The 21,275-nt window shown below is 41.3% G+C and carries 18 protein-coding genes; 15 read left to right on the plus strand and 3 right to left on the minus strand.

The window, feature by feature from the left end; genetic code table 11:
• The first annotated feature begins 129 nt into the window (after positions 1 to 129).
• A complete protein-coding gene (locus tag LZP46_RS05255) occupies positions 130 to 309 on the plus strand; it encodes a hypothetical protein (protein ID WP_004971707.1) in 180 nt (59 codons plus the stop codon).
• 56 nt (positions 310 to 365) lie between these two features.
• Here LZP46_RS05255 and LZP46_RS05260 read toward each other — a convergent pair whose 3' ends face one another.
• Complete coding sequence (locus LZP46_RS05260; protein WP_236094901.1) at positions 366 to 1,154, minus strand: A1S_2505 family phage non-structural protein; 789 nt, start codon at positions 1,152 to 1,154, stop codon at positions 366 to 368.
• A gap of 252 nt (positions 1,155 to 1,406) precedes the next feature.
• Between LZP46_RS05260 and uvrB the strand changes: the two genes are divergently transcribed.
• The 5 genes from uvrB (at position 1,407) to LZP46_RS05285 (ending at position 7,608) form a co-directional block, all read left to right on the plus strand.
• Positions 1,407 to 3,434, plus strand: a complete 2,028-nt coding sequence (gene uvrB, locus LZP46_RS05265; RefSeq protein ID WP_236094902.1) for an excinuclease ABC subunit UvrB — start codon at positions 1,407 to 1,409, stop codon at positions 3,432 to 3,434.
• 170 nt (positions 3,435 to 3,604) lie between these two features.
• Positions 3,605 to 4,204, plus strand: coding sequence for a lipocalin family protein (locus tag LZP46_RS05270; protein ID WP_004971700.1), 600 nt, complete (start codon positions 3,605 to 3,607; stop codon positions 4,202 to 4,204).
• Between the two features lie 177 nt (positions 4,205 to 4,381).
• Positions 4,382 to 5,305 (plus strand): EamA family transporter RarD, encoded by a 924-nt coding sequence (gene rarD, locus LZP46_RS05275; protein ID WP_236094903.1) that lies wholly within the window; start codon positions 4,382 to 4,384, stop codon positions 5,303 to 5,305.
• Positions 5,306 to 5,570: 265 nt separating this feature from the next.
• Positions 5,571 to 7,028 (plus strand): glyceraldehyde-3-phosphate dehydrogenase, encoded by a 1,458-nt coding sequence (locus LZP46_RS05280; RefSeq protein ID WP_236094904.1) that lies wholly within the window; start codon positions 5,571 to 5,573, stop codon positions 7,026 to 7,028.
• A 217-nt stretch (positions 7,029 to 7,245) separates the two neighbouring features.
• On the plus strand, positions 7,246 to 7,608 hold the full coding sequence (locus tag LZP46_RS05285) for a winged helix-turn-helix transcriptional regulator (RefSeq protein WP_236094905.1): 363 nt from the start codon (positions 7,246 to 7,248) through the stop codon (positions 7,606 to 7,608).
• A gap of 187 nt (positions 7,609 to 7,795) precedes the next feature.
• Here LZP46_RS05285 and LZP46_RS05290 read toward each other — a convergent pair whose 3' ends face one another.
• Positions 7,796 to 7,993: a hypothetical protein gene (locus LZP46_RS05290; protein ID WP_236094906.1), complete on the minus strand. Its 198-nt coding sequence runs from the start codon at positions 7,991 to 7,993 to the stop codon at positions 7,796 to 7,798.
• A 556-nt stretch (positions 7,994 to 8,549) separates the two neighbouring features.
• On the opposite strand from LZP46_RS05290, the gene cgtA reads away from it, so the two are divergent.
• Positions 8,550 to 9,764 carry an Obg family GTPase CgtA gene (gene cgtA, locus LZP46_RS05295; protein ID WP_236094907.1) on the plus strand — a complete coding sequence of 405 codons (1,215 nt, stop codon included), beginning with the start codon at positions 8,550 to 8,552 and terminating at the stop codon, positions 9,762 to 9,764.
• Between the two features lie 27 nt (positions 9,765 to 9,791).
• Complete coding sequence (gene proB / locus LZP46_RS05300) at positions 9,792 to 10,925, plus strand: glutamate 5-kinase (protein ID WP_236094908.1); 1,134 nt, start codon at positions 9,792 to 9,794, stop codon at positions 10,923 to 10,925.
• A gap of 137 nt (positions 10,926 to 11,062) precedes the next feature.
• On the opposite strand, the gene LZP46_RS05305 is transcribed toward proB, so the two are convergent.
• Positions 11,063 to 11,767: an SIMPL domain-containing protein gene (locus tag LZP46_RS05305; RefSeq protein ID WP_236094909.1), complete on the minus strand. Its 705-nt coding sequence runs from the start codon at positions 11,765 to 11,767 to the stop codon at positions 11,063 to 11,065.
• 494 nt (positions 11,768 to 12,261) lie between these two features.
• Here LZP46_RS05305 and LZP46_RS05310 point away from each other — a divergent pair, with 494 nt between their 5' ends.
• The 7 genes from LZP46_RS05310 to LZP46_RS05340 all read left to right on the plus strand — a co-directional run bounded on the left by LZP46_RS05310 (position 12,262) and on the right by LZP46_RS05340 (position 21,219).
• A complete protein-coding gene (locus tag LZP46_RS05310) occupies positions 12,262 to 13,635 on the plus strand; it encodes a diaminobutyrate--2-oxoglutarate transaminase (protein WP_168418176.1) in 1,374 nt (457 codons plus the stop codon).
• Between the two features lie 4 nt (positions 13,636 to 13,639).
• The gene (locus tag LZP46_RS05315; RefSeq protein WP_236094910.1) at positions 13,640 to 15,172 is read left to right on the plus strand and encodes a pyridoxal phosphate-dependent decarboxylase family protein; all 1,533 of its coding nucleotides are present in this window, start codon (positions 13,640 to 13,642) and stop codon (positions 15,170 to 15,172) included.
• Positions 15,173 to 15,645: 473 nt separating this feature from the next.
• A complete protein-coding gene (locus LZP46_RS05320; RefSeq protein WP_236094911.1) occupies positions 15,646 to 16,671 on the plus strand; it encodes a substrate-binding domain-containing protein in 1,026 nt (341 codons plus the stop codon).
• A gap of 98 nt (positions 16,672 to 16,769) precedes the next feature.
• A complete protein-coding gene (gene pstC, locus LZP46_RS05325) occupies positions 16,770 to 18,149 on the plus strand; it encodes a phosphate ABC transporter permease subunit PstC (RefSeq protein WP_236094912.1) in 1,380 nt (459 codons plus the stop codon).
• Entirely contained in the window at positions 18,149 to 19,537 is a 1,389-nt protein-coding gene (pstA, locus tag LZP46_RS05330; RefSeq protein ID WP_236094913.1) for a phosphate ABC transporter permease PstA, read from the plus strand. The genes pstC and pstA overlap by 1 nt, the downstream gene beginning before the upstream one ends.
• A gap of 15 nt (positions 19,538 to 19,552) precedes the next feature.
• Positions 19,553 to 20,479 (plus strand): phosphate ABC transporter ATP-binding protein PstB, encoded by a 927-nt coding sequence (pstB, locus tag LZP46_RS05335; protein ID WP_236094914.1) that lies wholly within the window; start codon positions 19,553 to 19,555, stop codon positions 20,477 to 20,479.
• Between the two features lie 95 nt (positions 20,480 to 20,574).
• Entirely contained in the window at positions 20,575 to 21,219 is a 645-nt protein-coding gene (locus tag LZP46_RS05340) for a hypothetical protein (RefSeq protein ID WP_236094915.1), read from the plus strand.
• Positions 21,220 to 21,275: the final 56 nt, after the last annotated feature.

The raw sequence follows: 21,275 nt of genomic DNA on the forward strand, positions 1-21,275 counted from the left end.
TTAATAAAAAATCACCAAATTAGACCAATTTCCTATGAAATCGTGATTAAAACTGCTGTGAGGTGGAAGTTTCTCGCATCGGGCGGCAAAAAACTTTAAAATAGTCCAAATTTTATAAGAGTGATGGTCATGAGTAAGCAGCAGCCTACTTCAAAAAAACCATTGGTGAATCTCCCATTCCCAATGCCAAACACAGCGCAGGATAATGATCAGGCGGTACATAATTCGGTGCGTCCTAAACCTGAGCAATATGCGGATAAGACTTGGCCACCGCCACGTGGTACTCGTCGTTCGATGGGTAAGCGCTAAAAAAAATGCCACAATTACGTGGCATTTTTATTGATGGGGATTTAAAAGTATTGAAATTAACGAACATGCTTACGCGCTTTGTTGGCAGGTTTTGGCGGCGAGATTTCACGTACGCCATGCCATACATCGCTAAAATCTTGCTCGTTGATATTATACAATTCCAATAAAGCCAAAATCGCTGCACCAAATAGCATTGGGCCTTCTGAATTAATTTGGAACTCGAATACCTTACCATTTAAGTTGTGCAAAATATCCTGAATTTCAAAGACCCGATCACGCCCATTGCTGTCAGTTGGGTACATTTGTGTATTCAATATGATTTTAGCCAAGGCTTTTTCATTATCGCTCAATGCCAAGACTTCAATTAATTCATCGGTGGCAGGGGTAAAAATCACAGAATCACGGTAAATGGTGTGTAGTAATTTTTGCGTTAGTTTAGGCAATGCTTTTTCGACAAAAGGACGAAACGACGCAGGAAAAATCACATTATGGGCAATGCCTTTAAACATAGGGGCAATTTCTTCAACCGTATAACCTGCAATACCACAACCAATTGAAGTTAAAAAATACTTCATTTTAGGATGGTTTTTGGCATAGATTTTAAAGTCATCCACATAGTGCTGAATTTGCGATAGTGGCATTTGTTGTAAATGTTCATTCATGGTTGGAATGGCAAAACTTTGTCCTGCCCAACCGCGCCCGACGCCTTCAACGGCACCAAAAAATTCTTTGGCTGTTCGTGCTGCACCACCTGCATGTTGTCCTGCCATGTTACTGCCAAATACGAAAACAGTATCTTCAGGGAGGCTTTTGATAATTGATTCGTCGTGATATTGGTAAGTCATGAATGTGTGCTTTTATGGTTGTCGTCCTGAAATTTCATGTTGCCTTTGAATAGCCAGTGGGTCAAGTCTTAAAGCAGTTTCCCCGTGCTCAATTTAGTCGTAGCACATCTTCGTTCTAACAGCGTCCACTACAGAATTAAAACCGAGCAATGGCTTTGTAGCTACGCAACATCGCCACAACATATTCGGATGTCCTGAGTGTAGGCAAATCTGCTAAAATATCAGGTCGCATCAAACCTGAGAGCTGCATTTGTGAGTGATAAGCAACCTTTCGATTTAGTCACCAACTATCAACCTGCGGGTGACCAACCACAAGCCATTGAAAAATTGGTTCAAGGGATAGAACAGGGCTATCATGATCAGCTATTACTTGGGGTTACAGGCTCAGGTAAGACTTATACCATGGCCAATGTGATTGCCAGAACACAGCGTCCGACCATTGTCATGGCACATAACAAAACGCTGGCAGCGCAGTTGTATGGTGAGTTTAAAGCGTTCTTTCCGAACAACGCAGTCGAATATTTTGTCAGTTATTATGACTATTATCAGCCTGAAGCCTATGTACCATCTTCCGATACTTTTATTGAAAAAGATGCGGCTATTAATGATCATATTGACCAAATGCGACTCTCGGCCACACGTGCTTTGCTAGAGCGTCGTGATGCCATTATTGTCGCATCGGTATCTGCAATTTACGGTTTGGGTGACCCCAATGCTTATATGAGCATGTTGCTGCATGTGGTGCAAGGTGATCGGGTGAATCGTGATGATTTGATCCGTCGTTTGGTCGAAATGCAATACAGCCGTAATGAGCTGGAGTTTTTGCGTGGTACTTACCGTATTCGGGGTGAAATTTTAGATATTTTCCCAGCCGAATCTGATCAATATGCTATTCGCATAGAACTGTTTGATGATGAAGTTGATTCGATTCGTTGGTTTGATCCACTCACAGGTAAACTGATACGTAAAGTGCCGCGCGTGACCATTTATCCTAAAAGTCACTATGTTACCCCAAAAGATCATTTGGAACGTGCAATTGGCACCATTAAAGAAGAGCTGAAAGAGCGTTTGGTGTTTTTCCGTGAACATGACAAATTGCTCGAAGCGCAGCGCATAGAACAACGTACCCGCTATGATTTAGAAATGATGCAGCAATTGGGCTATACCAATGGCATCGAAAACTATTCACGCCATTTGTCTGGGCGACCTGCAGGTGAAGCACCGCCCACTTTGTTTGACTATGTACCTGATGATGCCTTGCTGATTATTGATGAATCGCACGTGACCGTTCCGCAAATTGGCGCAATGTATAAAGGTGACCGTTCACGTAAAGAAAACTTGGTGAATTACGGGTTCCGTTTGCCAAGTGCGTTAGACAACCGCCCGATGAAATTTGAAGAATGGGAGCGCATTGTCCCATCCACAATTTATGTGAGTGCCACACCTGCACAATATGAATTGGAAAAATCGCAGCAAATTGTAGAGCAAGTGGTGCGTCCAACTGGGTTGATTGACCCTGAAATTGAAATTCGTCCGGTATTAACTCAGGTGGATGATGTGCTGTCTGAAATCTATCTGCGTAAAGAATTGAATGAGCGGGTGTTGGTCACCACATTAACCAAACGCATGGCCGAAGATTTGACCTCATATTTAAAAGAATACGGCATTCAAGTGGCTTATTTACACTCCGATATTGATACTGTAGAACGCGTTAAAATTATTCATGAATTACGTACAGGCGTACATGATGTGTTGGTCGGCATCAACTTGTTGCGTGAAGGCTTGGATATGCCAGAAGTGTCTTTGGTGGCTATTTTAGATGCCGATAAAGAAGGCTTTTTACGTTCAGAGCGTTCGTTGATTCAAACCATTGGACGTGCGGCGCGTAACTTGAAAGGTAAAGCAATTTTATATGCAGATCGCATTACTGACTCAATGCAAAAGGCGATAGATGAAACGGAACGTCGTCGTGCAAAACAAATTGAATTTAATGAATTACATGGCATTACCCCACGCAGTGCGGTACGTCAAGTGATTAAAGAAATTGACACAGGTGAAGTGCTGAATGATGAGCATATTGAGGAAAAAATCAATGCACAAAGCCGTGCGTTGAGTGACGATGAACAACACATTTTGGCTGACCCTAAACTGTATGCCAAACATATTGCCAAACTTGAAAAACAGATGTTGAAAGCATCTAAAGAACTGCAATTTGAACAAGCGGCTCGTTTACGTGATGAAATTTTGCGTTTAAAAGCGCAAATGTTGCAATCTGGCTAAATTGGGGCGAATTGCACTGTCAGTGTAAGTGCGAGTTTGCATACTAAACTTGCTATGTAAAATTTGAGTTGCAAAAATTACATATCCATACAGTAAATTGAAATGCTTGCGGTTATTTTTGAAGAAGATAAACAAAATTGACTGAACATTAGAGTTTAGAGGTTGGGACAATGGCTAAAAAACTTCCGTTTGCAGGTGCGCGACTTGCCAAAATTGCCCTTGGTGGTGTGGTGCTGATTGGTTTGGGTGCTGCGACTATGGCATATTCCAAAACCAATGAACCGATGAAAACGGTAGAAAAAGTCGAGTTAGATAAATATTTAGGCGTTTGGTATGAGGTTGCAAGAAAGCCTTTATATTTCCAAAACAAATGCGGTTCAAATGTAACAGCAGCATATACATTGAATGAAAATGGCAATGTGCAGGTGGATAACCGTTGTATTGCAAAAGATGGCAAACAAATGCGTGCTTTGGGCGAAGCTTTTGTACAAAATGCGCCTTTTAACAGCAAACTCAAAGTTAGCTTTTTACCTGAAGTCATTCGTTGGTTGCCTGTAGGGCGTGGTGATTATTGGGTGTTAAAGCTAGATGATGACTATCAAACTGCCTTGGTGGGTGAACCACGCCGTAAATATTTATGGGTACTTTCACGTACGCCGCATCCTGATCAGGCTGTCGTGACTGAATATCTGAACTATGCCAAATCACTCGGTTATGACTTAAGTGATGTGATTTATACCAGACATACGCAAACTAAAAAGTCAGACTAAGTTGCAGCAGCTCCAGAGCTACTTATAGATATAAGCAGACAAACGTATGCAGACCAATTGACCACGCAAAAGCTGCGTGGTTTTTTATATCCTGTCATTATAAATTTTGAACATTCGATCAATCTCTAAAACAACGTATATATGAGTATAATGCCGACTGATATAGGGGAGAGTCGGATGTATAAAGGCATTGCACTATCGGTTTTAGCATCGGTCACTTTTGGGGTGCAGTATTTTTATACCCAATTACTCAAACCTTTAGACAGCGAAGAAACTTTTGCGTGGCGTATGTTGGCAACTTTGCCATTCCTAACTTTGTTTATGTGGTGGTCGGGAGATTTAAAACATATTTCCGCGATTTTTCAGCGGCTCAAACAACAACCACAATTCATACTTTGGCTGATTTTTAGTTCTTTTTTATGCACTACGCAATTGTGGTTATTTTTGTGGGGACCGATTAACGGGCGTGGTTTGCAAGTTTCATTGGGTTATTTCCTCTTGCCTTTGGTTATGGTTCTGCTTGGATGTGTGCTGTATAAGGAAAAATTATCGACTTGGCAGAGGGCAGCAGTTGCCTTAGCTGTGCTAGGTGTCAGTCATGAAATCTGGCGCATTGGCACGGTGGCATGGGAAACTTTATATGTCGCATGTGCCTATCCTTTATACTTCTTTTTACGTCGGGTCTTCCGAACCGATCACTTGGGCGGATTTTGGTGGGATTTACTGCTAGTCATTCCTATCGCGGTATATCTAGGCTTTTATTATAGTGACAGTGTAAATGTCATCGCAGCTTTTCCATATTTAATTTGGTCGGTACTTGGGCTAGGCTTTTTAAGTGCATTGGGACTTGGCAGTTATATTTTGGCCAGTCGCTATTTGCCTTTTGTGATTTTTGGTTTATTGAGCTATTTAGAACCTGTGCTGTTGGCTTTTGCATCTATGTTGTTAGGTGAACGAGTTGAAGCAGGGGAATGGCTGACTTATATTCCAATTTGGTTGGCAGTTGCATTATTGGTGGTTGAAGGGTGCTTGCATTTAAGAAAGCAAAAAATAAATCAACAGGATTTACAGCGGAAAATTCGACAGTCATCTGGACAATAAAAACCGTCGTTATGGTGAGATATTCAAATTTCGAAGAAGATAAGGAGGTTTTGCATCATCCTCCTTTTCGTCTAAAAAATTGAACTTTTGTTGAAAAAACTAAAATCACAAAAATAATTACCACTATTTTATGAATTTATAGTGAATATATAAGAAAATAGTCGGGTCAATGCCAGCTTTTGATTCAATCTTGACGACAATTCCATTACAATTATCGGGTTTTGAAATTCATGCCTAGATATACAATTAATTAGAGGACGTATCTGTGAGCAAAGAGACTATCATCGCCCTACACGCAGAGCACCAAGGTCGCTGGAAAAACCGTGAAGAAATCGCGGAACGTATGATTGCTTTACTCGGTCAGTTGTACCGTGAAAAAAATATCATGGTTTCAGTATTTGGTCGTTCTTTAGTTAACCGTTCTGTGATCCAAATTTTGAAAGCACACCGTCGTACTCGTATGATGGATGTAGAACTTTCAGTTGTTCACACATTCCCATTGCTTGAAGCTTTAACCAAAGTAGAGAACATTGGTTCAGCAGAAGTTGACTTGGGTAAACTTGCTGTTGAATATAAAGAAAAAGGCGGCGATGTAGATGCATTTGTTGCAGACGCTGTGAAATCTTTAGCAGGTAACCCAACAACAGTAGAAAGCAAAGATGTTGTTCTTTACGGTTTTGGTCGTATCGGTCGTATTCTTGCACGTTTAATCATTGGTCAATCAGGTCTTGGTCGTGGCTTAAACCTTAAAGCTATTGTGGTACGTAAATCATCTGACGGTGATTTAGAAAAACGTGCATCTTTATTGCGTCGTGACTCTATTCACGGTCCGTTTGCAGGCACTATTTCTGTAGATGAAGAAAATGAAGCCATTATCGCAAATGGTAACTTCATTAAAGTGATTTATGCGTCAAACCCATCTGAAGTAGACTATACGGCTTATGGCATCAACAATGCATTGGTGATTGATAACACTGGTAAATGGCGTGATGCAGATGGTCTTGCACAACACCTTCAATGCCCAGGCGCTGCACGCGTAATTTTAACTGCACCTGGTAAAGGTGACATGAAAAACGTGGTGTACGGTGTTAACCAAGCTGACATTCTTGATGAAGATAAAATTATTTCTGCAGCAAGCTGTACAACGAATGCAATCACACCAACTTTAAAAGTGTTGCATGACAAGTACACCGTTGTGAATGGTCACGTTGAAACTGTTCACTCATTCACTAACGACCAAAACTTGATTGATAACTATCACAAGGCTGATCGTCGTGGTCGCGCAGCAACTTTGAACATGGTTATTACCGAAACAGGTGCAGCAAAAGCAGTGGCGAAAGCATTGCCTGCATTACAAGGTAAATTAACAGGTAACTCTGTACGTGTTCCTACGCCAAACGTATCACTTGCAATCTTGAACTTAACGCTTGAGAAAGAAGTAGATCGTGAAGAAGTGAACGAATACATTCGTCAAATTTCAATTCACTCTAATCTTCAAGGTCAAATTGGTTATACCAACTCGACTGAAGTGGTTTCAAGCGACTTCATTGGTTCGCGTACTGCAGGTGTATTCGATGCGCAAGCAACCATTACTTCAGGCAACCGTTTAACTGCTTACGTTTGGTATGACAACGAAGTGGGTTATAGCTGCCAAGTATTGCGTATTGCTGAACAAATGGGCGGCGTAAGCTATCCTAAAGTTCCTGCTGAAACAAATGCATAATTTGTAGATACAGAACTTTAAAATTAAAAAGAGCTTCAAAGGAAGCTCTTTTTTTGCATTTATTTCATTCTTAAATATAAGGATGAGTGTTGAAATTTTCACCCAATACGCTATTCTAAACTTACCAAAATAAAGTCTCTACTAAAAAGTAAGTAGATTTGATTTTGCTTTCAAGCTTTCAAAGCCTGAACAATAGAAATAACAGAAGGATGCCGTTATGCCATACGCCACTAGTCACTTACTTGGACAAGTCCTTGCTAAAGATTGTCCCTCTCGGATTCGTTTGGAGCATCTAGCCAATAAATGGTCAATGTTGGTGTTGCATTGTTTGAGCGAAGGTTTGCACCGTTTTAGTGAGCTAAGACAGCGCATTGAAGGGGTGAGTGAAAAAATGTTGGCGCAAACCCTTAAAATTCTAGAACAAGATGGGTTAATTTTGCGCACAGTTTACCCAACGATACCGCCTAAAGTGGAATATCAACTCACTTTTGAAGGCTCACAAATTGCAATAAGAGTGAATCAACTCATTGAGTATTTAGAACAGCATTTGCCTGAAAATTCACAACAATCTTCCCACTAATGGATTACTCATCTTTTAGGGAAGTCGCTGTAGATGTTCCTACTCCAAAGCACATTCTGGATGATTAAATAGTGCGTTGATGTGAAAAATCATAACGATCAATCAGCAAAATCCTTAAGGCAAACAACAATATACTGGCAAAATCATCCATTCAGCCCCCCTAATGCCATGTGTAGAGCGCCGTCAATCAACCAAGTGCCGCACCTGAAAAATAAATGGTCATGTATACCGCATTGATGCGGGAACGTGCGGTGGCATCAATTCGGTACACTAAGTTGTGATTTAATACGTGAAAAGCCGTTAAACCCAAATAAATCATCAACACGCCAACGGCATAAGCCACGATATTATGCTGTGCAAAAAGTGGAATGCAAGAAAATATCATCAAGCCAATACATAACATTGCGACACAATTTCACGCCTTTTGCCCACCGTCTAAACAGACCCACTTGACGAGAAAATTCCGCTGCCACCCAATAAACCCAAAAGCCTAATTTGAGAAATCACTAAAACAACAAGGCAGAATGACATAAACAAAAGTTATGGGAGTAAAAACCAAGAACAAAATGGCAAAGCCCAAAGCACCTGCGCACGCTATGAATTAAATATGGTTGGGTCACAGCCAATTAAATTAAAGAACGATATATGCCTGCTATAGTCTAGTCTGTGTTGACAGTCGTAGATGGAAGTTTTGTCCATAACAAGCCTGCAAAAAGTAGGGTCATGATGCCGCTACCGAAATAGACTGCTTCCCAAGATCAAAAGATCGATACAAAACCTGTATAAGAAAAAAATGATCTTCTCATTGCTAAAAGCAATGAGTGTTTTGAACAACCAAGGATAAAAAGCAGTTCTGTATACGATTGCATAAATATAATTCGAGAAATTCTCTAAAATATGGCAGAATATACGGCTTTTAAAGTTTTTAGAGGATTGGCAAGATGCGCTTTGTTGATGAAGCAGTCATTACCGTAGAGGCTGGCGACGGTGGCAATGGCGTAGCCAGTTTTCGCCGAGAGAAATTTGTACCATTTGGTGGACCAGATGGCGGTGATGGTGGTCGTGGCGGCAGCATTTTCATTCAAGCCGACGACAACGCAAGCACCCTTGTAGATTATCGTTATACCCGTAAATTTCGTGCTGAACGTGGTAAAAACGGTTCGGGCGCAAACTGTGCAGGCCGTGGTGGTGAATCTGTCATTTTGACCGTTCCAGTGGGCACAACCATTGTAGATACAGACTCTGGCGATATTATTGCAGATTTAGTCGAAAGTGGTCAGAAAGTATTGGTCGCTCAAGGTGGTGATGGTGGTTTAGGGAATACTCACTTTAAATCATCTACCAACCGTACACCGCGTAAATTCACGCATGGTACCAAAGGTGAATTCCGTGAAATCCGTCTGGAGTTGAAAGTCCTTGCCGATGTAGGCTTACTAGGCATGCCTAATGCAGGTAAATCGACCTTTATTCGTGCCGTATCTGCGGCAAAACCAAAAGTTGCTGACTATCCATTTACCACCATGGTGCCAAATTTAGGCGTGGTGGATGCAGATCGTCATCGTTCTTTTGTCATGGCGGATATTCCAGGACTAATTGAAGGTGCAGCAGAAGGCGCAGGCCTTGGTATTCGTTTTTTGAAACACTTGGCGCGTTCTCGTATTTTGTTACACATTGTGGATGTTCAACCTATTGATGGTTCTGATCCTGCGTACAATGCCAAAACGATTCTGCAAGAGTTGGAAAAATTCTCTCCAACTTTGGCCAAATTACCAATCGTATTGGTGTTGAATAAACTTGATCAAATCCCTGAAGATTCACGTGAAGAATGGTGTAAACACATTCTTGAAGAATTGCAGTGGGATGGTCCTGTGTTCAAAACTTCAGGCTTAATGTCTGAAGGTACACAGCAAGTGGTGTATTACTTGATGGATCAAATTGAGCAACAACGTGAACGCGAAGTTGAAGATCCTGAGTACGCAGCAGAAATGAAAGCATTCCGTGATCAGCTGGAAGCTGAAACACGTGAACAAACCATTGCCGCGAAAGAAGCGTATCGTGAGATGCGCCGTCAGCAACGTCTTGCAGGTATGTTGGGCGATGACGACGAAGACGATGATGGTGAAGATGGCGAAGTAGAAGTGTACTACGTACGCTAAGCGCTACAAAAAGTGACTGAGGACAAGATGATAGAAGTGGTAGATGGGCAACGTCAGCTCAAGGGTTGTAAACGAATCGTTGTTAAAATCGGATCATCTTTACTCACAGCCAATGGGCAAGGTTTAGATTTGGATGCAATCTCGCATTGGGCGGGACAAATTGCAGATCTACACAATGCTGGACACGAAATTATTTTAGTGTCATCGGGAGCTGTGGCTGAAGGTATGGTGCGAATGAAACTTGAGCATCGACCCACCGATCTACCCAGTCTTCAGGCATGCGCTGCCATTGGTCAAATGGGACTAATTCAAACTTGGTCAAGTGTGCTGGAAAAACACCAGATTCAAACTGCACAAGTCCTATTAACCCATGATGATTTGGCAGATCGTCGTCGTTATTTAAACTCATGTGATGCATTGCAAAACCTGATTGAATGGCGCGTGATACCAGTCATTAATGAAAATGACACAGTGTCTACTGACGAAATTCGCTTTGGTGATAACGACACTTTGGCTGCGATGGTGGCAGGGCAGGTACATGCAGACTTACTGATTATTTTGACCGATCAGCAAGGCATGTTTGACTCCGACCCACGTTCTAATCCAAACGCAAAACTGTTCTATACTGTACGCGCTTTGGATGAAAGCTTGTTTGATATGGCGGGTGGTGGCGGCAAGTTTGGGCGTGGCGGTATGCTGACCAAAGTCCGTGCAGCGCGTTTGGCGGCTAAATCGGGTTGTCCAACTTTAATTGCCAGTGGTGAAAGTGACAATGTGCTTGCGCGTTTAATGGCGGGCGAAATGTTGGGTACTTTATTTATTACTGACAATGACCGTATTGCCGCACATCAACAGTGGTTGGCGGCACATTTACAAACGGCAGGACGTTTGGTGATTGATGATGGCGCAGTCAAAGCCATTAAAGAAAATCATCGCAGTTTATTGCCTGTGGGTGTAAAAGCGGTAGAAGGGCATTTTGAACGTGGCGATGTGGTGGAGTGTGTAGATACACAAGGTCATCGTGTCGCTGTGGGACGTGTTAATTTTAGTTCACGTTCTGCAGATTTGGTCAAAGGCTTGGCTTCTGACAAAGTGTATCAAGTCTTAGGTGAAGCACGTTCACTGGAGATGATTCACCGCAATCACATGGCAATCTACTAAATTTGGCTTGCATTTTAAGCTTTGAATTAAGTTTAAGTTTTAAAAAATCCCGCTTGGTTTGCCTCGCGGGATTTTTATATGCTCAGATGATTCGAGTAAATGAATCTTGATGAGCTGTTTTAGGTAAATTCAGATTTTTATTTAAACTGAATCGTTCCATTTGCATTGACTGTAATTTTAGATTCACCCGCCGCCATATCTTGATCAGCTACTGCCGATTCCGTGACTGCAAATTTAGCCATACTCGCGCGCATAACAGGCTGCGGGAAATAAGAATTAGTATTCAGATTTAAATTCACTAAGTTATAGCCCGATTTATTCCAAGCCTGACTGAGCATTTGCGCACGTTGCTGGAAGTTTTTAGACGCTTCGACCATCAGCTCATTTTCAACTTTTTTACGTTGTGCATCCGACACGCTAAAATTAATTGATTGGGTTTGGAAGTTTTGTTGTAGCTCACTCACCAATTGGCTTGCCGCTTTAAAATCGGTGCTTTGCACACGCACTTCTGCACGACCACGCCATTCTTTTAACTTACGACTGTCATTGTCGTAAATTGGATAGGTGGTTTGCGAACCGGTTTCAACTTTCACTTGTGGATACTTACGTGCAGTTGCAATGGCTTGGCTCATTAACTGATTAATTTGTGATGCAAGTTCGGCAGGCTGTTTGTGACTTTTTTCAATATATAACACAGCGTGCATTTGATCATTTGAAACTTCGCGTGTAGCTTCGGCTTGAACATTGACAATATTGTAATTTAAAGATTCATTTTGTTGGGCAAAAGCAGTGCTTGCAGCACCAACAGCCCACAGGGTAGCAGCGAGAGAAAGTAAGCGCATATTCTGACCTATTATTCAGGGGATCAGGATTTATGAAAAGCGTTTGAATTGATTTAAATAGTAACTTTGCTTTGTGAGGATATTTAGCTGAATTTGTGGTGGCTTTGTAAAATATGCGTTAAAAATTGCAGCAAAAAAGCATTTATAAAATTCAATAAAAATAATGATCTATACTGTTTTGAAAATAAATGCCGCATGACTTGAGAGATTGTGCAAAAAAACGTATAAAGGAAGTGGAAAGAGTTATATTTTCTTTCCTTTGTCACAATCTAAGATGATAATTCAATCGAAGCATTTGCAAGATATGTTTTTTCGATGAAATTAGGCATTATTTGGGTTAAACCTGTTTATTTTCTATAAAAATTAGGTATTATCCCGCTTCCTAGTCTTGAAGAGCAAAACTCTATCTCGCTAGATCAAAAAAGCACCGAGTCAAAGGACCGCAAGTCACCAGACTTATTTCTTTCAACCCATATCAGAGATGGTAATTCGATATGAGCGTTACTTCTGTAAACCCTGCCAACCATTCCACAAACGAATACTACTTGACTCGCCAAAGTCAGATGGAATCGAATGTGCGTAGTTATCCTCGTAAATTACCGTTAGCGATAGCGAAAGCACTAGGTTGTTGGGTTACCGATGTTGAAGGTACTGAGTACCTAGATTGTTTGGCTGGGGCAGGAACCTTGGCATTGGGCCATAATCATCCTGCGGTGGTTCAAAGCATCCAAGACACTTTAGCGAGTGGCTTACCATTACATACCCTAGATTTAACGACACCTTTGAAAGATGCTTTTACTGAAGCGTTGCTTTCACACATGCCTGGCGGCCAAGAAGAGTACTGCTTACAGTTCTGTGGTCCTACAGGTGCAGATGGCACTGAAGCTGCAATTAAACTGGCAAAAACCTACACAGGTCGTAGCTCAGTTATTAGTTTCTCAGGTGGCTATCATGGTATGACACATGGCTCATTGGCCATGACAGGTAACCTGTCTGCAAAAAATGCAGTAAATGGTTTAATGCCTGGTGTTCAATTTATGCCGTATCCGCATGAATACCGTTGCCCACTTGGCATTGGTGGCGAAGCGGGTGTAGATGCGTTAACGTATTATTTTGAAAACTTCATTGAAGATGTAGAAAGCGGTGTCACTAAGCCTGCAGCTGTAATTCTTGAAGCAATTCAGGGTGAAGGCGGTGTTGTGACTGCACCAGTAAAATGGTTGAAGAAAATCCGTGAAGTGACTGAAAAGCACAACATCGTTTTAATTCTAGACGAAGTACAAGCGGGCTTTGCACGTTCAGGCAAAATGTTTGCATTTGAACATGCAGGTATTGAGCCAGACGTGATTGTTATGTCTAAAGCTGTTGGTGGTGGCTTGCCATTAGCTGTACTTGCTATTAAACGTAAGTTTGACGCATGGCAGCCTGCAGGTCACACGGGTACTTTCCGTGGTAACCAATTGGCAATGGGTACTGGTCTTGTGGTGCTTAAAACCATTAAAGAACAAAACCTTGCACAAAACGCGCAAGAGCGTGGTGAGTTCTTACAAGCTGAATTGAAAAAATTAGCTGTTGAATTCCCATGTATTGGTAACGTGCGTGGTCGCGGTTTAATGATTGGTATCGAAATTGTAGATGAACGCCAAGAAAAAGACCGTTTAGGTGCTTATCCAGCAGATTCTCAATTGGCTGCTGCTGTTCAAGCTGCATGTTTTGACAACAAATTGTTGCTTGAGAAAGGTGGTCGTGGTGGTACGGTAATCCGTTTACTTTGCCCACTAATCATTACTCAAGAAGAGTGTGTAGAAGTCATCGCTCGCTTCAAGAAAGCAGTTGCTGAAGCGTTAGTCGCAGTTCGAGGCGCATAAGTTTATGGTAGATTTTGCAGAACATCGTAAAGCGTTACTCTGCAATGATGCTCAATCCATTGCTGACTACAGTGCAGCAATGGAACAAGCGACTCAAGCAGTCGCGGCATGGTTGCAAAATGACAAAATGTACACAGGCGGCAGCATTAAAGAATTGCGTGAAGCGATTGCTTTCCAGCCTGCAAAACAGGGTTTAGGTGTACAAAAGTCATTGGAACGCATGGTAGAGCTTTTCTTAAACAAAAGTTTAAAAGTTCATCATCCACATTCTTTGGCACATTTGCATTGCCCAACCATGGTGGCAAGCCAAATTGCAGAAGTTCTAATTAATGCAACCAACCAATCTATGGATTCATGGGATCAAAGCCCTGCAGGTTCATTGATGGAAGTACAGCTAATTGACTGGTTACGTCAAAAAGTTGGCTATGGCGCAGGTCAGGCAGGTGTGTTCACATCAGGTGGTACACAGTCCAACCTAATGGGTGTGTTGTTGGCACGTGACGCTTGTATTGCAAAGAACTGGAAAGATGAAAACGGTAATCCGTGGTCTGTTCAGCGTGATGGTGTACCAAGCGATGCAATGCGCAACGTAAAAGTCATTTGTTCTGAAAATGCACACTTCTCTGTGCAAAAGAACATGGCGATGATGGGTATGGGCTTCCAGTCGGTTGTTACTGTACCTGTGAATGAAAATGCACAAATGGATGTGGTTGCACTTGAGCAAACCATGGCACATTTAAAAGCAGAAGGTAAGATTGTTGCCTGTGTGGTTGCAACTGCGGGTACAACCGATGCTGGTGCGATTGATCCACTTAGAAAGATTCGTGACATCACCAATCAATATGGCGCATGGATGCACATTGACGCGGCTTGGGGTGGGGCATTAATTCTTTCTAACAGTCATCGTGACATGCTTGATGGTATTGAGTTATCAGACTCTGTAACACTGGATTTCCATAAGCATTATTTCCAAACAATCTCGTGTGGTGCGTTTTTGCTAAAAGATGAAGCGAACTATCGTTTCATGCACTATGAAGCAGAATATTTGAACTCTGCGTATGATGAAGAACATGGTGTACCAAACTTGGTGTCTAAGTCATTACAAACGACACGTCGTTTTGATGCATTGAAGCTTTGGATGACTATTGAAGCTTTAGGTGAAGAGCTTTACGGTTCAATGATTGACCATGGTGTGAAGCTAACTCGTGATGTTGCTGACTATATTAAAGCAACGGCAGGTTTAGAGTTATTGGTTGAGCCTCAGTTTGCTTCAGTGTTGTTCCGTGTTGTGCCTGAGGGTTACCCTGCAGAGTTCTTAGATAGCCTAAACCAAAACGTGGCAGATGAATTATTTGCGCGTGGTGAGGCCAATATTGGTGTAACGAAAGTAGGCAATATCCAATCATTGAAAATGACGACTTTAAGTCCAGTGGCAACACTTGAAAACGTGAAAAACTTGTTAGGCCTAGTATTGGCAGAAGCAGATCGCATTAAAGATGCGATTGTCGCGGGTACTTATACGCCACCAATCGACTAATGCTTTCATTATTCAGATTGTTATGAAATACAACAAAAGAAGTCACTACGGTGGCTTTTTTTGTGCCTGATTAAAATATTGCAGTGAAGTGTTGTACCGTTCTTGCTTGAATTTTGTGATGGATTGGGTGTTTTGGGCTCAAATAATGCACTGCGGATGTCATAAAAATTACGCAATTGGCGAATAAACCATCAATTTTGGTAGAAAAAACCATAAATAATGATGACATTGGCATGAATTATTACAATTTGAAATTTAAATACTGAAAAAAATAAGCACTCTAGTGTTTTATTAGTTATTGATTTTAAATAATTTAAAAATTATTTCAGATACGAAAAGCAAATATAACCAAAGCGTAACAAAGTTGTAACATGGCTGTCATATTATAAAACCACAATGCAGTTATCGAAATAAGTACAAAACTTAATAACAAGTGACGTACTCCGAACTTGCATACTATGAGAGAGAACAGAATGCGCTTTACAAACATCGCCATTGCTTTAGCCGTATCTGCAGCAGCTGTAACAACAACTGCTAACGCAGCTCGTGACACCATCCAAATCGCGGGTTCTTCAACCGTTCTACCATACGCAAGTATTGTAGCAGAAGAATTTGGTAATACTTTCCCACAATTCAAAACTCCAGTTGTTGGTTCAGGCGGTTCTTCAGGTGGTTTGAAGCAGTTCTGTACAGGTGTAGGTGATAACACAATCGACATCGCGAACTCTTCTCGTAAAATTAAAGATTCAGAATTAGCAGCTTGTAAAAAAGCTGGTGTTAACCAAGTTTTAGAAATTAAAATTGGTTACGACGGTATCGTATTTGCATCAAATACAAACAAAGCAGCTTATAAATTAAAACCTTACCATGTATATGCAGCAATTGCAGCTGAATTACCATCTAAAGGTAAAATGGTTGCTAACCCATATACTCGTTGGAACCAAATTGACAAAACACTTCCAAATGAGCCTATCACTTTAGTTATTCCAGCATCTAACCACGGTACACGTGAAGTGTTCCAAGAAAAAATGGTTGATGCAGGCTGTGAAGCTTACTCAGCAATTAAAGCTTTAGACAAAGATGCGAAGAAAAAAGCATGTACATCTTTCCGTAAGGATGGTCGTGTGATCGAAATCGCGGGTGACTACACAGAAACACTGGCACGTTTGAAAACTTCTCCAAGCGCAGTAGGTGTATTCGGTTTAGGCTTCTATGACCAAAACCGTGACCGTTTACGTGTTGCAACTGTAAACAACGTAGCACCATCTGAAAACACAATTTTAAATGGTTCTTACCCTGTATCACGTCCATTGTTCTTCTACGTGAAAGGTGAGCACCTTAAATCAATCAAAGGCTTACCAGAATTTACTGAATACTTCTTGAGCAAAAAAGTATCTGGTAAAGGTTCTAAGTTAGACAAAGCAGGCTTAATTTCTATGTCTGATAAAGAACGTGCACAAGTTCTTGCAAACTTCAAAGCTGGTAAAGCGGTTAAGTAATTTGAGTTAAAACAGCTGATGGCAGGGATGACCTGCCATCGGCTTTTTGCTAAGAAATGTTTTTTCAATAACGAAATTGAAAAAACAGTGGAGAATACATGAATCTGCTACTCATAGGTGTGTTATTGGCCATTATCGCCATAGCCTATCAAATCGGGTTAAGCAAGAGCCGTAACCTAGCAGGTAAGGGAAATAACTCTGCAATGTTACATTCACGCCCAGGATATTATGGTGCGTTGGTAGCATTATGGTGTGGTATCCCTGCTTTTTTAATTTTGATTGTTTGGAACTTGGTTGAACCAAGTATTCTAGAGCAAGTGGTAATTAATAATGTGCCTGCGCACATTGCTGCTGGTCTAGATCCTGCAAGTACCAGTGTTTTGGTTGATCGTGTACAAGCGATTGCTTCTGGTTTTGGTGTAAGTGATACACCAGCTGCATACGAAATTGCAGCAGCAGAGCAATTAGCGAAAATTGAAACGATTGGTTCTTATGCTAAACTTGCGGTTGTTATTTGTGCGGCTTTATTTGGTCTGGTGTGGGCAAAGAAACGTGTTTCACAACAATTCCGCGCACGTAACCAAGTTGAAAAAATCATCAACATTTCTTTGGCATTATGTTCTGGTGTTGCGATTCTAACTACGGTTGGTATTGTGATGTCTATGTTCAGTGAAGCGATGCGATTCTTTAGTTTCGTTAGCCCACTGGATTTCTTCTTTGGTACAGTCTGGAATCCTGGTTTTAGCACCTCGGGTAGTGCAGATGGCAGTTATGGTTTACTTCCATTACTGTGGGGTACATTGATGGTGAGTGGTATTGCTTTATTAGTTGCAGTACCTATTGGTTTAATGATCGCCATTTATCTTGCAGAATATGCATCGCCTAAATTCCGTGCATGGGCAAAGCCAACCATTGAGGTTTTAGCAGGTATTCCGACCATTGTGTACGGTGTATTTGCCATGATGATCATCGGTCCGTTCCTTAAAACAGCGGGCGCAATCATTGGACTAGATATTAATGCCACGAGTGCATTAACCGCTGGTTTAGTGATGGGTATCATGATCATTCCTTTTGTATCTTCATTGTCTGATGACATTATTACGCAAGTGCCGCGTGCGCTACGTGATGGTTCTTTAGGCTTAGGTGCAACCAAATCTGAAACCATTCGTCGCGTGGTGATGCCAGCTGCATTACCAGGGGTGATTGGTGCATTCTTACTTGCTGCGTCACGTGCAATTGGTGAAACCATGATTGTGGTGTTGGCTGCAGGTAATAGTCCTTTACTACACGCAAACCCATTAGAAGCGGTATCTACGGTTACGATTACGATTGTAAACCAATTAACAGGTGATACAGATTTCGCAAGTCCGCAGGCATTGGTTGCTTTCGCACTTGGTTTGACCCTGTTCGTGATTACCTTAGGTTTGAACATTGTTGCACTATACATCGTGCGTAAATATCGTGAGCAATACGACTAATGAGTACTTCAAATACATCGTCTTTGGATCAGTTAGATCCACAAGTTGCTGCCGAATTACGTGAACAGCGTAAAAAAACCATCGCCAGTTCATTGGGTAAGCGTCATCGTAAGGAAAAAACTTTCCGTTTGATGGGGTTCTCGGCAGTTATCGCAGGTTTATTCTTTGTCGTGTTGTTATTCGGCAGTATCTTATCTAAAGGCTTGCCAGCATTTTGGCAAAGCAGCATGAGCCTTCCAATTTATTTCGATCCAGCGATTGTGAATGTAGGTCCAAAACCGAAAGCAATTGCAGGTGAGTCACCAGCTCAGTACGAAGAACGTATGATTGCGTGGCAAACTGAAATGGGTATGGTCGATTGGGATGCTTTAATCGTGAACGGTATTGTGGCGAAAGATAAAGCGCTAGAAGCTAAGCGTGATGATCTTGGCTATTTATATACCAGTTCTGAAGCGTACCGTATTCGTGATATGGTGTTGGCTGATCCATCTTTAATTGGTCAAACTAAAGAAGTGAAAGTACTTACAGATGCTAACGTAGATGTATGGTTAGAAGGTAATATTGACCGTAGCTTGCCAGATGAGCAGCAACAATTAAGCCCTGAAGTACGTCAATTGGCGGATCAGTTAGAGTCACAAGGCATTATTGAAAGTACATTCAATACCAACATTTTTGTTAGCCCAGACTCACGCAGTTCTCCTGCAACATCTGGTTTGGCAGGTGCATTCATGGGTTCATTATTCATGATGCTCATTGTGATCTTTATTTCGATTCCAATTGGTGTGGCATCGGCAATTTACTTAGAAGAATTTGCGCCCAAAAATGCCATTACTGATATTATTGAAGTGAACATTAACAACTTGGCCGCTGTACCTTCTATTGTATTTGGTTTGTTGGGTGCCGCGATCTTTATTGGTTGGATGCATTTACCATTGTCTGCACCATTGGTCGGTGGTTTGGTACTGAGTTTAATGACTTTACCAACAGTGATTATTACCACGCGTGCATCATTAAAAGCAGTGCCGCCGTCTATTCGTCAAGCTGCTTTAGGTTTGGGTGCTTCTCGTTTACAAACAGTGTTCCACCACGTACTCCCACTTGCATTGCCGGGTATTTTAACGGGTGCAATTATTGGTGTCGCACAAGCTTTAGGTGAAACCGCACCATTGTTATTAATTGGTATGAGTGCTTTCGTTGCCAGTGTACCAGCAACTCCACTTGATCAATCTACTGCGTTACCTGTGCAAATTTTCTTATGGCAGGGTAATGAATTGCGTAACTTCTTCGAGGGACGTACCGCTGCAGCCATTATCGTACTACTTGCGCTAATGATTGGCTTAAACAGCCTTGCAATTTGGTTACGTAAGAAGTTTGAAGTACGCTGGTAATTGAGGGCAGAGAATATGAATGCTGTAGCAAGCACAGAAAAACAGAATTCCTTAGAACAGGATAAGCAAGTGAATCCACAACAAAGCCAATTTACATCTACCGATGTAGAACAGAAGCAATCAACGACTTCGTTTGTTTCAAAATTTGATACGCAAACTTCGAGCAAAAAAGAAGCGAAATCATCAAATGTAAAGTTAAGTACCAATGACGTGCATGTGTACTATGGTGAATCTGAAGCGATTAAAGGTATTGATTTAAATATCTATGAAAATGAAGTTATTGCTTTCATTGGTCCATCAGGTTGTGGTAAATCGACTTTCTTGCGTACTTTAAACCGTATGAACGACACGATTGATAGCTGTCGTGTAACGGGTAAAGTAATGTTGGATAACCAAGACATTTATGACCCGAACCTTGACGTGGTGTTATTACGTGCGCAAGTGGGCATGGTGTTCCAGAAGCCAAACCCATTCCCTAAATCAATTTTTGAAAACGTGGCTTATGGTCCTAAACTACATGGTTTAGCACGTGATAAGTACGATTTAGAAGAAATTGTTGAAAACAGCTTACGTAAAGCAGGTTTGTGGGATGAAGTGAAAGATCGTTTGAATCAACCAGGCACAGGTCTTTCTGGTGGTCAGCAACAACGTCTTTGTATTGCGCGTACCATTGCGGTAAGTCCAGAAGTAATTTTGATGGATGAACCATGTTCGGCACTTGACCCAATTGCAACGGCAAAAGTAGAAGAGCTAATTTCTGAACTTTCTACTCAATATACGATTGCTATTGTAACGCACTCAATGCAACAGGCAGCGCGTGTATCTGACCGTACCGCATACTTCCATTTAGGTGATTTGATTGAAGTGAATGCAACTGAAAAAGTATTTACTCAGCCAGACCATCAATTAACAGAAGCATATATTACAGGTCGTTTTGGTTAATCTGCTTAAGTCCTGAAAGCTATTAAAACAGAATCTTAGGATTCTGTTTTTTTGTTATAGTATTGATTGTTTTGTACGCGTAGCGAAAATAAAAAATGCAGTTTCCTTCACAAGAAGAGCGACAACAGGCAAAACCAGCACGCCAAGCCACGAAAAAAATGATCGATGCCTTGTTTGGATTTCAACATAGTGCAGAGACGATAGCAGCAGTTTTGGTTTTGCTGAGTATTTTATTGGCAACTTTTTTTAACCATGATGGGTGGTTTCCAACCTCTCAAAGCCCCAATATGAGCAATTATCATCGTTGGTTGTATGATCAATTTGTGATAGTTTCAGGTGTGATAGTGCTAGTTGTTTATTTTAGGGTACAGCAGCAAGTAAGTGATCCCGATTTTCGGCAGGCTTGGCGAGACTATATTGATGCCAATGCTAAATTTAAGTTTTATCGCTATGTAAAAGCACAACAAAAAAATAAGTTGCCGCTCTTGCACAGTGCAGTAGGTGAATTTCTTTGCGTAATGTGTTTCTGCGTAGGTTTAGTGTGTTTCTATTCAATGCTTACACCTTCAGATCATGAGCGTAGAGGTAGTTTTCTACTGTTTGGTTGGTGGCCGATCAACGCACTTATTATTGGGATTTGCTATCAGGGGCAAATTTGGTTTGCTGTACGTTTAATGGCTGTTCGGCAGATTTCTAAACGATATTTACGATTGATTCAAAAAGAAGCTGCTTTAAGATAGAAAAAGTATTGAAAAAGTCGAAATTGACCTAATGTAGTCCTAATAAACCGAATTAA

Source organism: Acinetobacter sp. SCLZS86 (assembly GCF_021560715.1).
Taxonomy (GTDB): Bacteria; Pseudomonadota; Gammaproteobacteria; order Pseudomonadales; family Moraxellaceae; genus Acinetobacter; species Acinetobacter towneri_A.

Coding starts and splice junctions, on each gene's coding strand:
- LZP46_RS05255 (WP_004971707.1), top strand. CDS start 130: ATGAGTAAGCAGCAGCCTACTTCAAAAAAACCATTGGTGAATCTCCCA.
- LZP46_RS05260 (WP_236094901.1), bottom strand. CDS start 1,154: ATGACTTACCAATATCACGACGAATCAATTATCAAAAGCCTCCCTGAA.
- LZP46_RS05270 (WP_004971700.1), top strand. CDS start 3,605: ATGGCTAAAAAACTTCCGTTTGCAGGTGCGCGACTTGCCAAAATTGCC.
- rarD (WP_236094903.1), top strand. CDS start 4,382: ATGTATAAAGGCATTGCACTATCGGTTTTAGCATCGGTCACTTTTGGG.
- LZP46_RS05285 (WP_236094905.1), top strand. CDS start 7,246: ATGCCATACGCCACTAGTCACTTACTTGGACAAGTCCTTGCTAAAGAT.
- LZP46_RS05290 (WP_236094906.1), bottom strand. CDS start 7,993: ATGATATTTTCTTGCATTCCACTTTTTGCACAGCATAATATCGTGGCT.
- cgtA (WP_236094907.1), top strand. CDS start 8,550: ATGCGCTTTGTTGATGAAGCAGTCATTACCGTAGAGGCTGGCGACGGT.
- proB (WP_236094908.1), top strand. CDS start 9,792: ATGATAGAAGTGGTAGATGGGCAACGTCAGCTCAAGGGTTGTAAACGA.
- LZP46_RS05305 (WP_236094909.1), bottom strand. CDS start 11,767: ATGCGCTTACTTTCTCTCGCTGCTACCCTGTGGGCTGTTGGTGCTGCA.
- LZP46_RS05310 (WP_168418176.1), top strand. CDS start 12,262: ATGAGCGTTACTTCTGTAAACCCTGCCAACCATTCCACAAACGAATAC.
- LZP46_RS05315 (WP_236094910.1), top strand. CDS start 13,640: ATGGTAGATTTTGCAGAACATCGTAAAGCGTTACTCTGCAATGATGCT.
- LZP46_RS05320 (WP_236094911.1), top strand. CDS start 15,646: ATGCGCTTTACAAACATCGCCATTGCTTTAGCCGTATCTGCAGCAGCT.
- pstC (WP_236094912.1), top strand. CDS start 16,770: ATGAATCTGCTACTCATAGGTGTGTTATTGGCCATTATCGCCATAGCC.
- pstA (WP_236094913.1), top strand. CDS start 18,149: ATGAGTACTTCAAATACATCGTCTTTGGATCAGTTAGATCCACAAGTT.
- pstB (WP_236094914.1), top strand. CDS start 19,553: ATGAATGCTGTAGCAAGCACAGAAAAACAGAATTCCTTAGAACAGGAT.
- LZP46_RS05340 (WP_236094915.1), top strand. CDS start 20,575: ATGCAGTTTCCTTCACAAGAAGAGCGACAACAGGCAAAACCAGCACGC.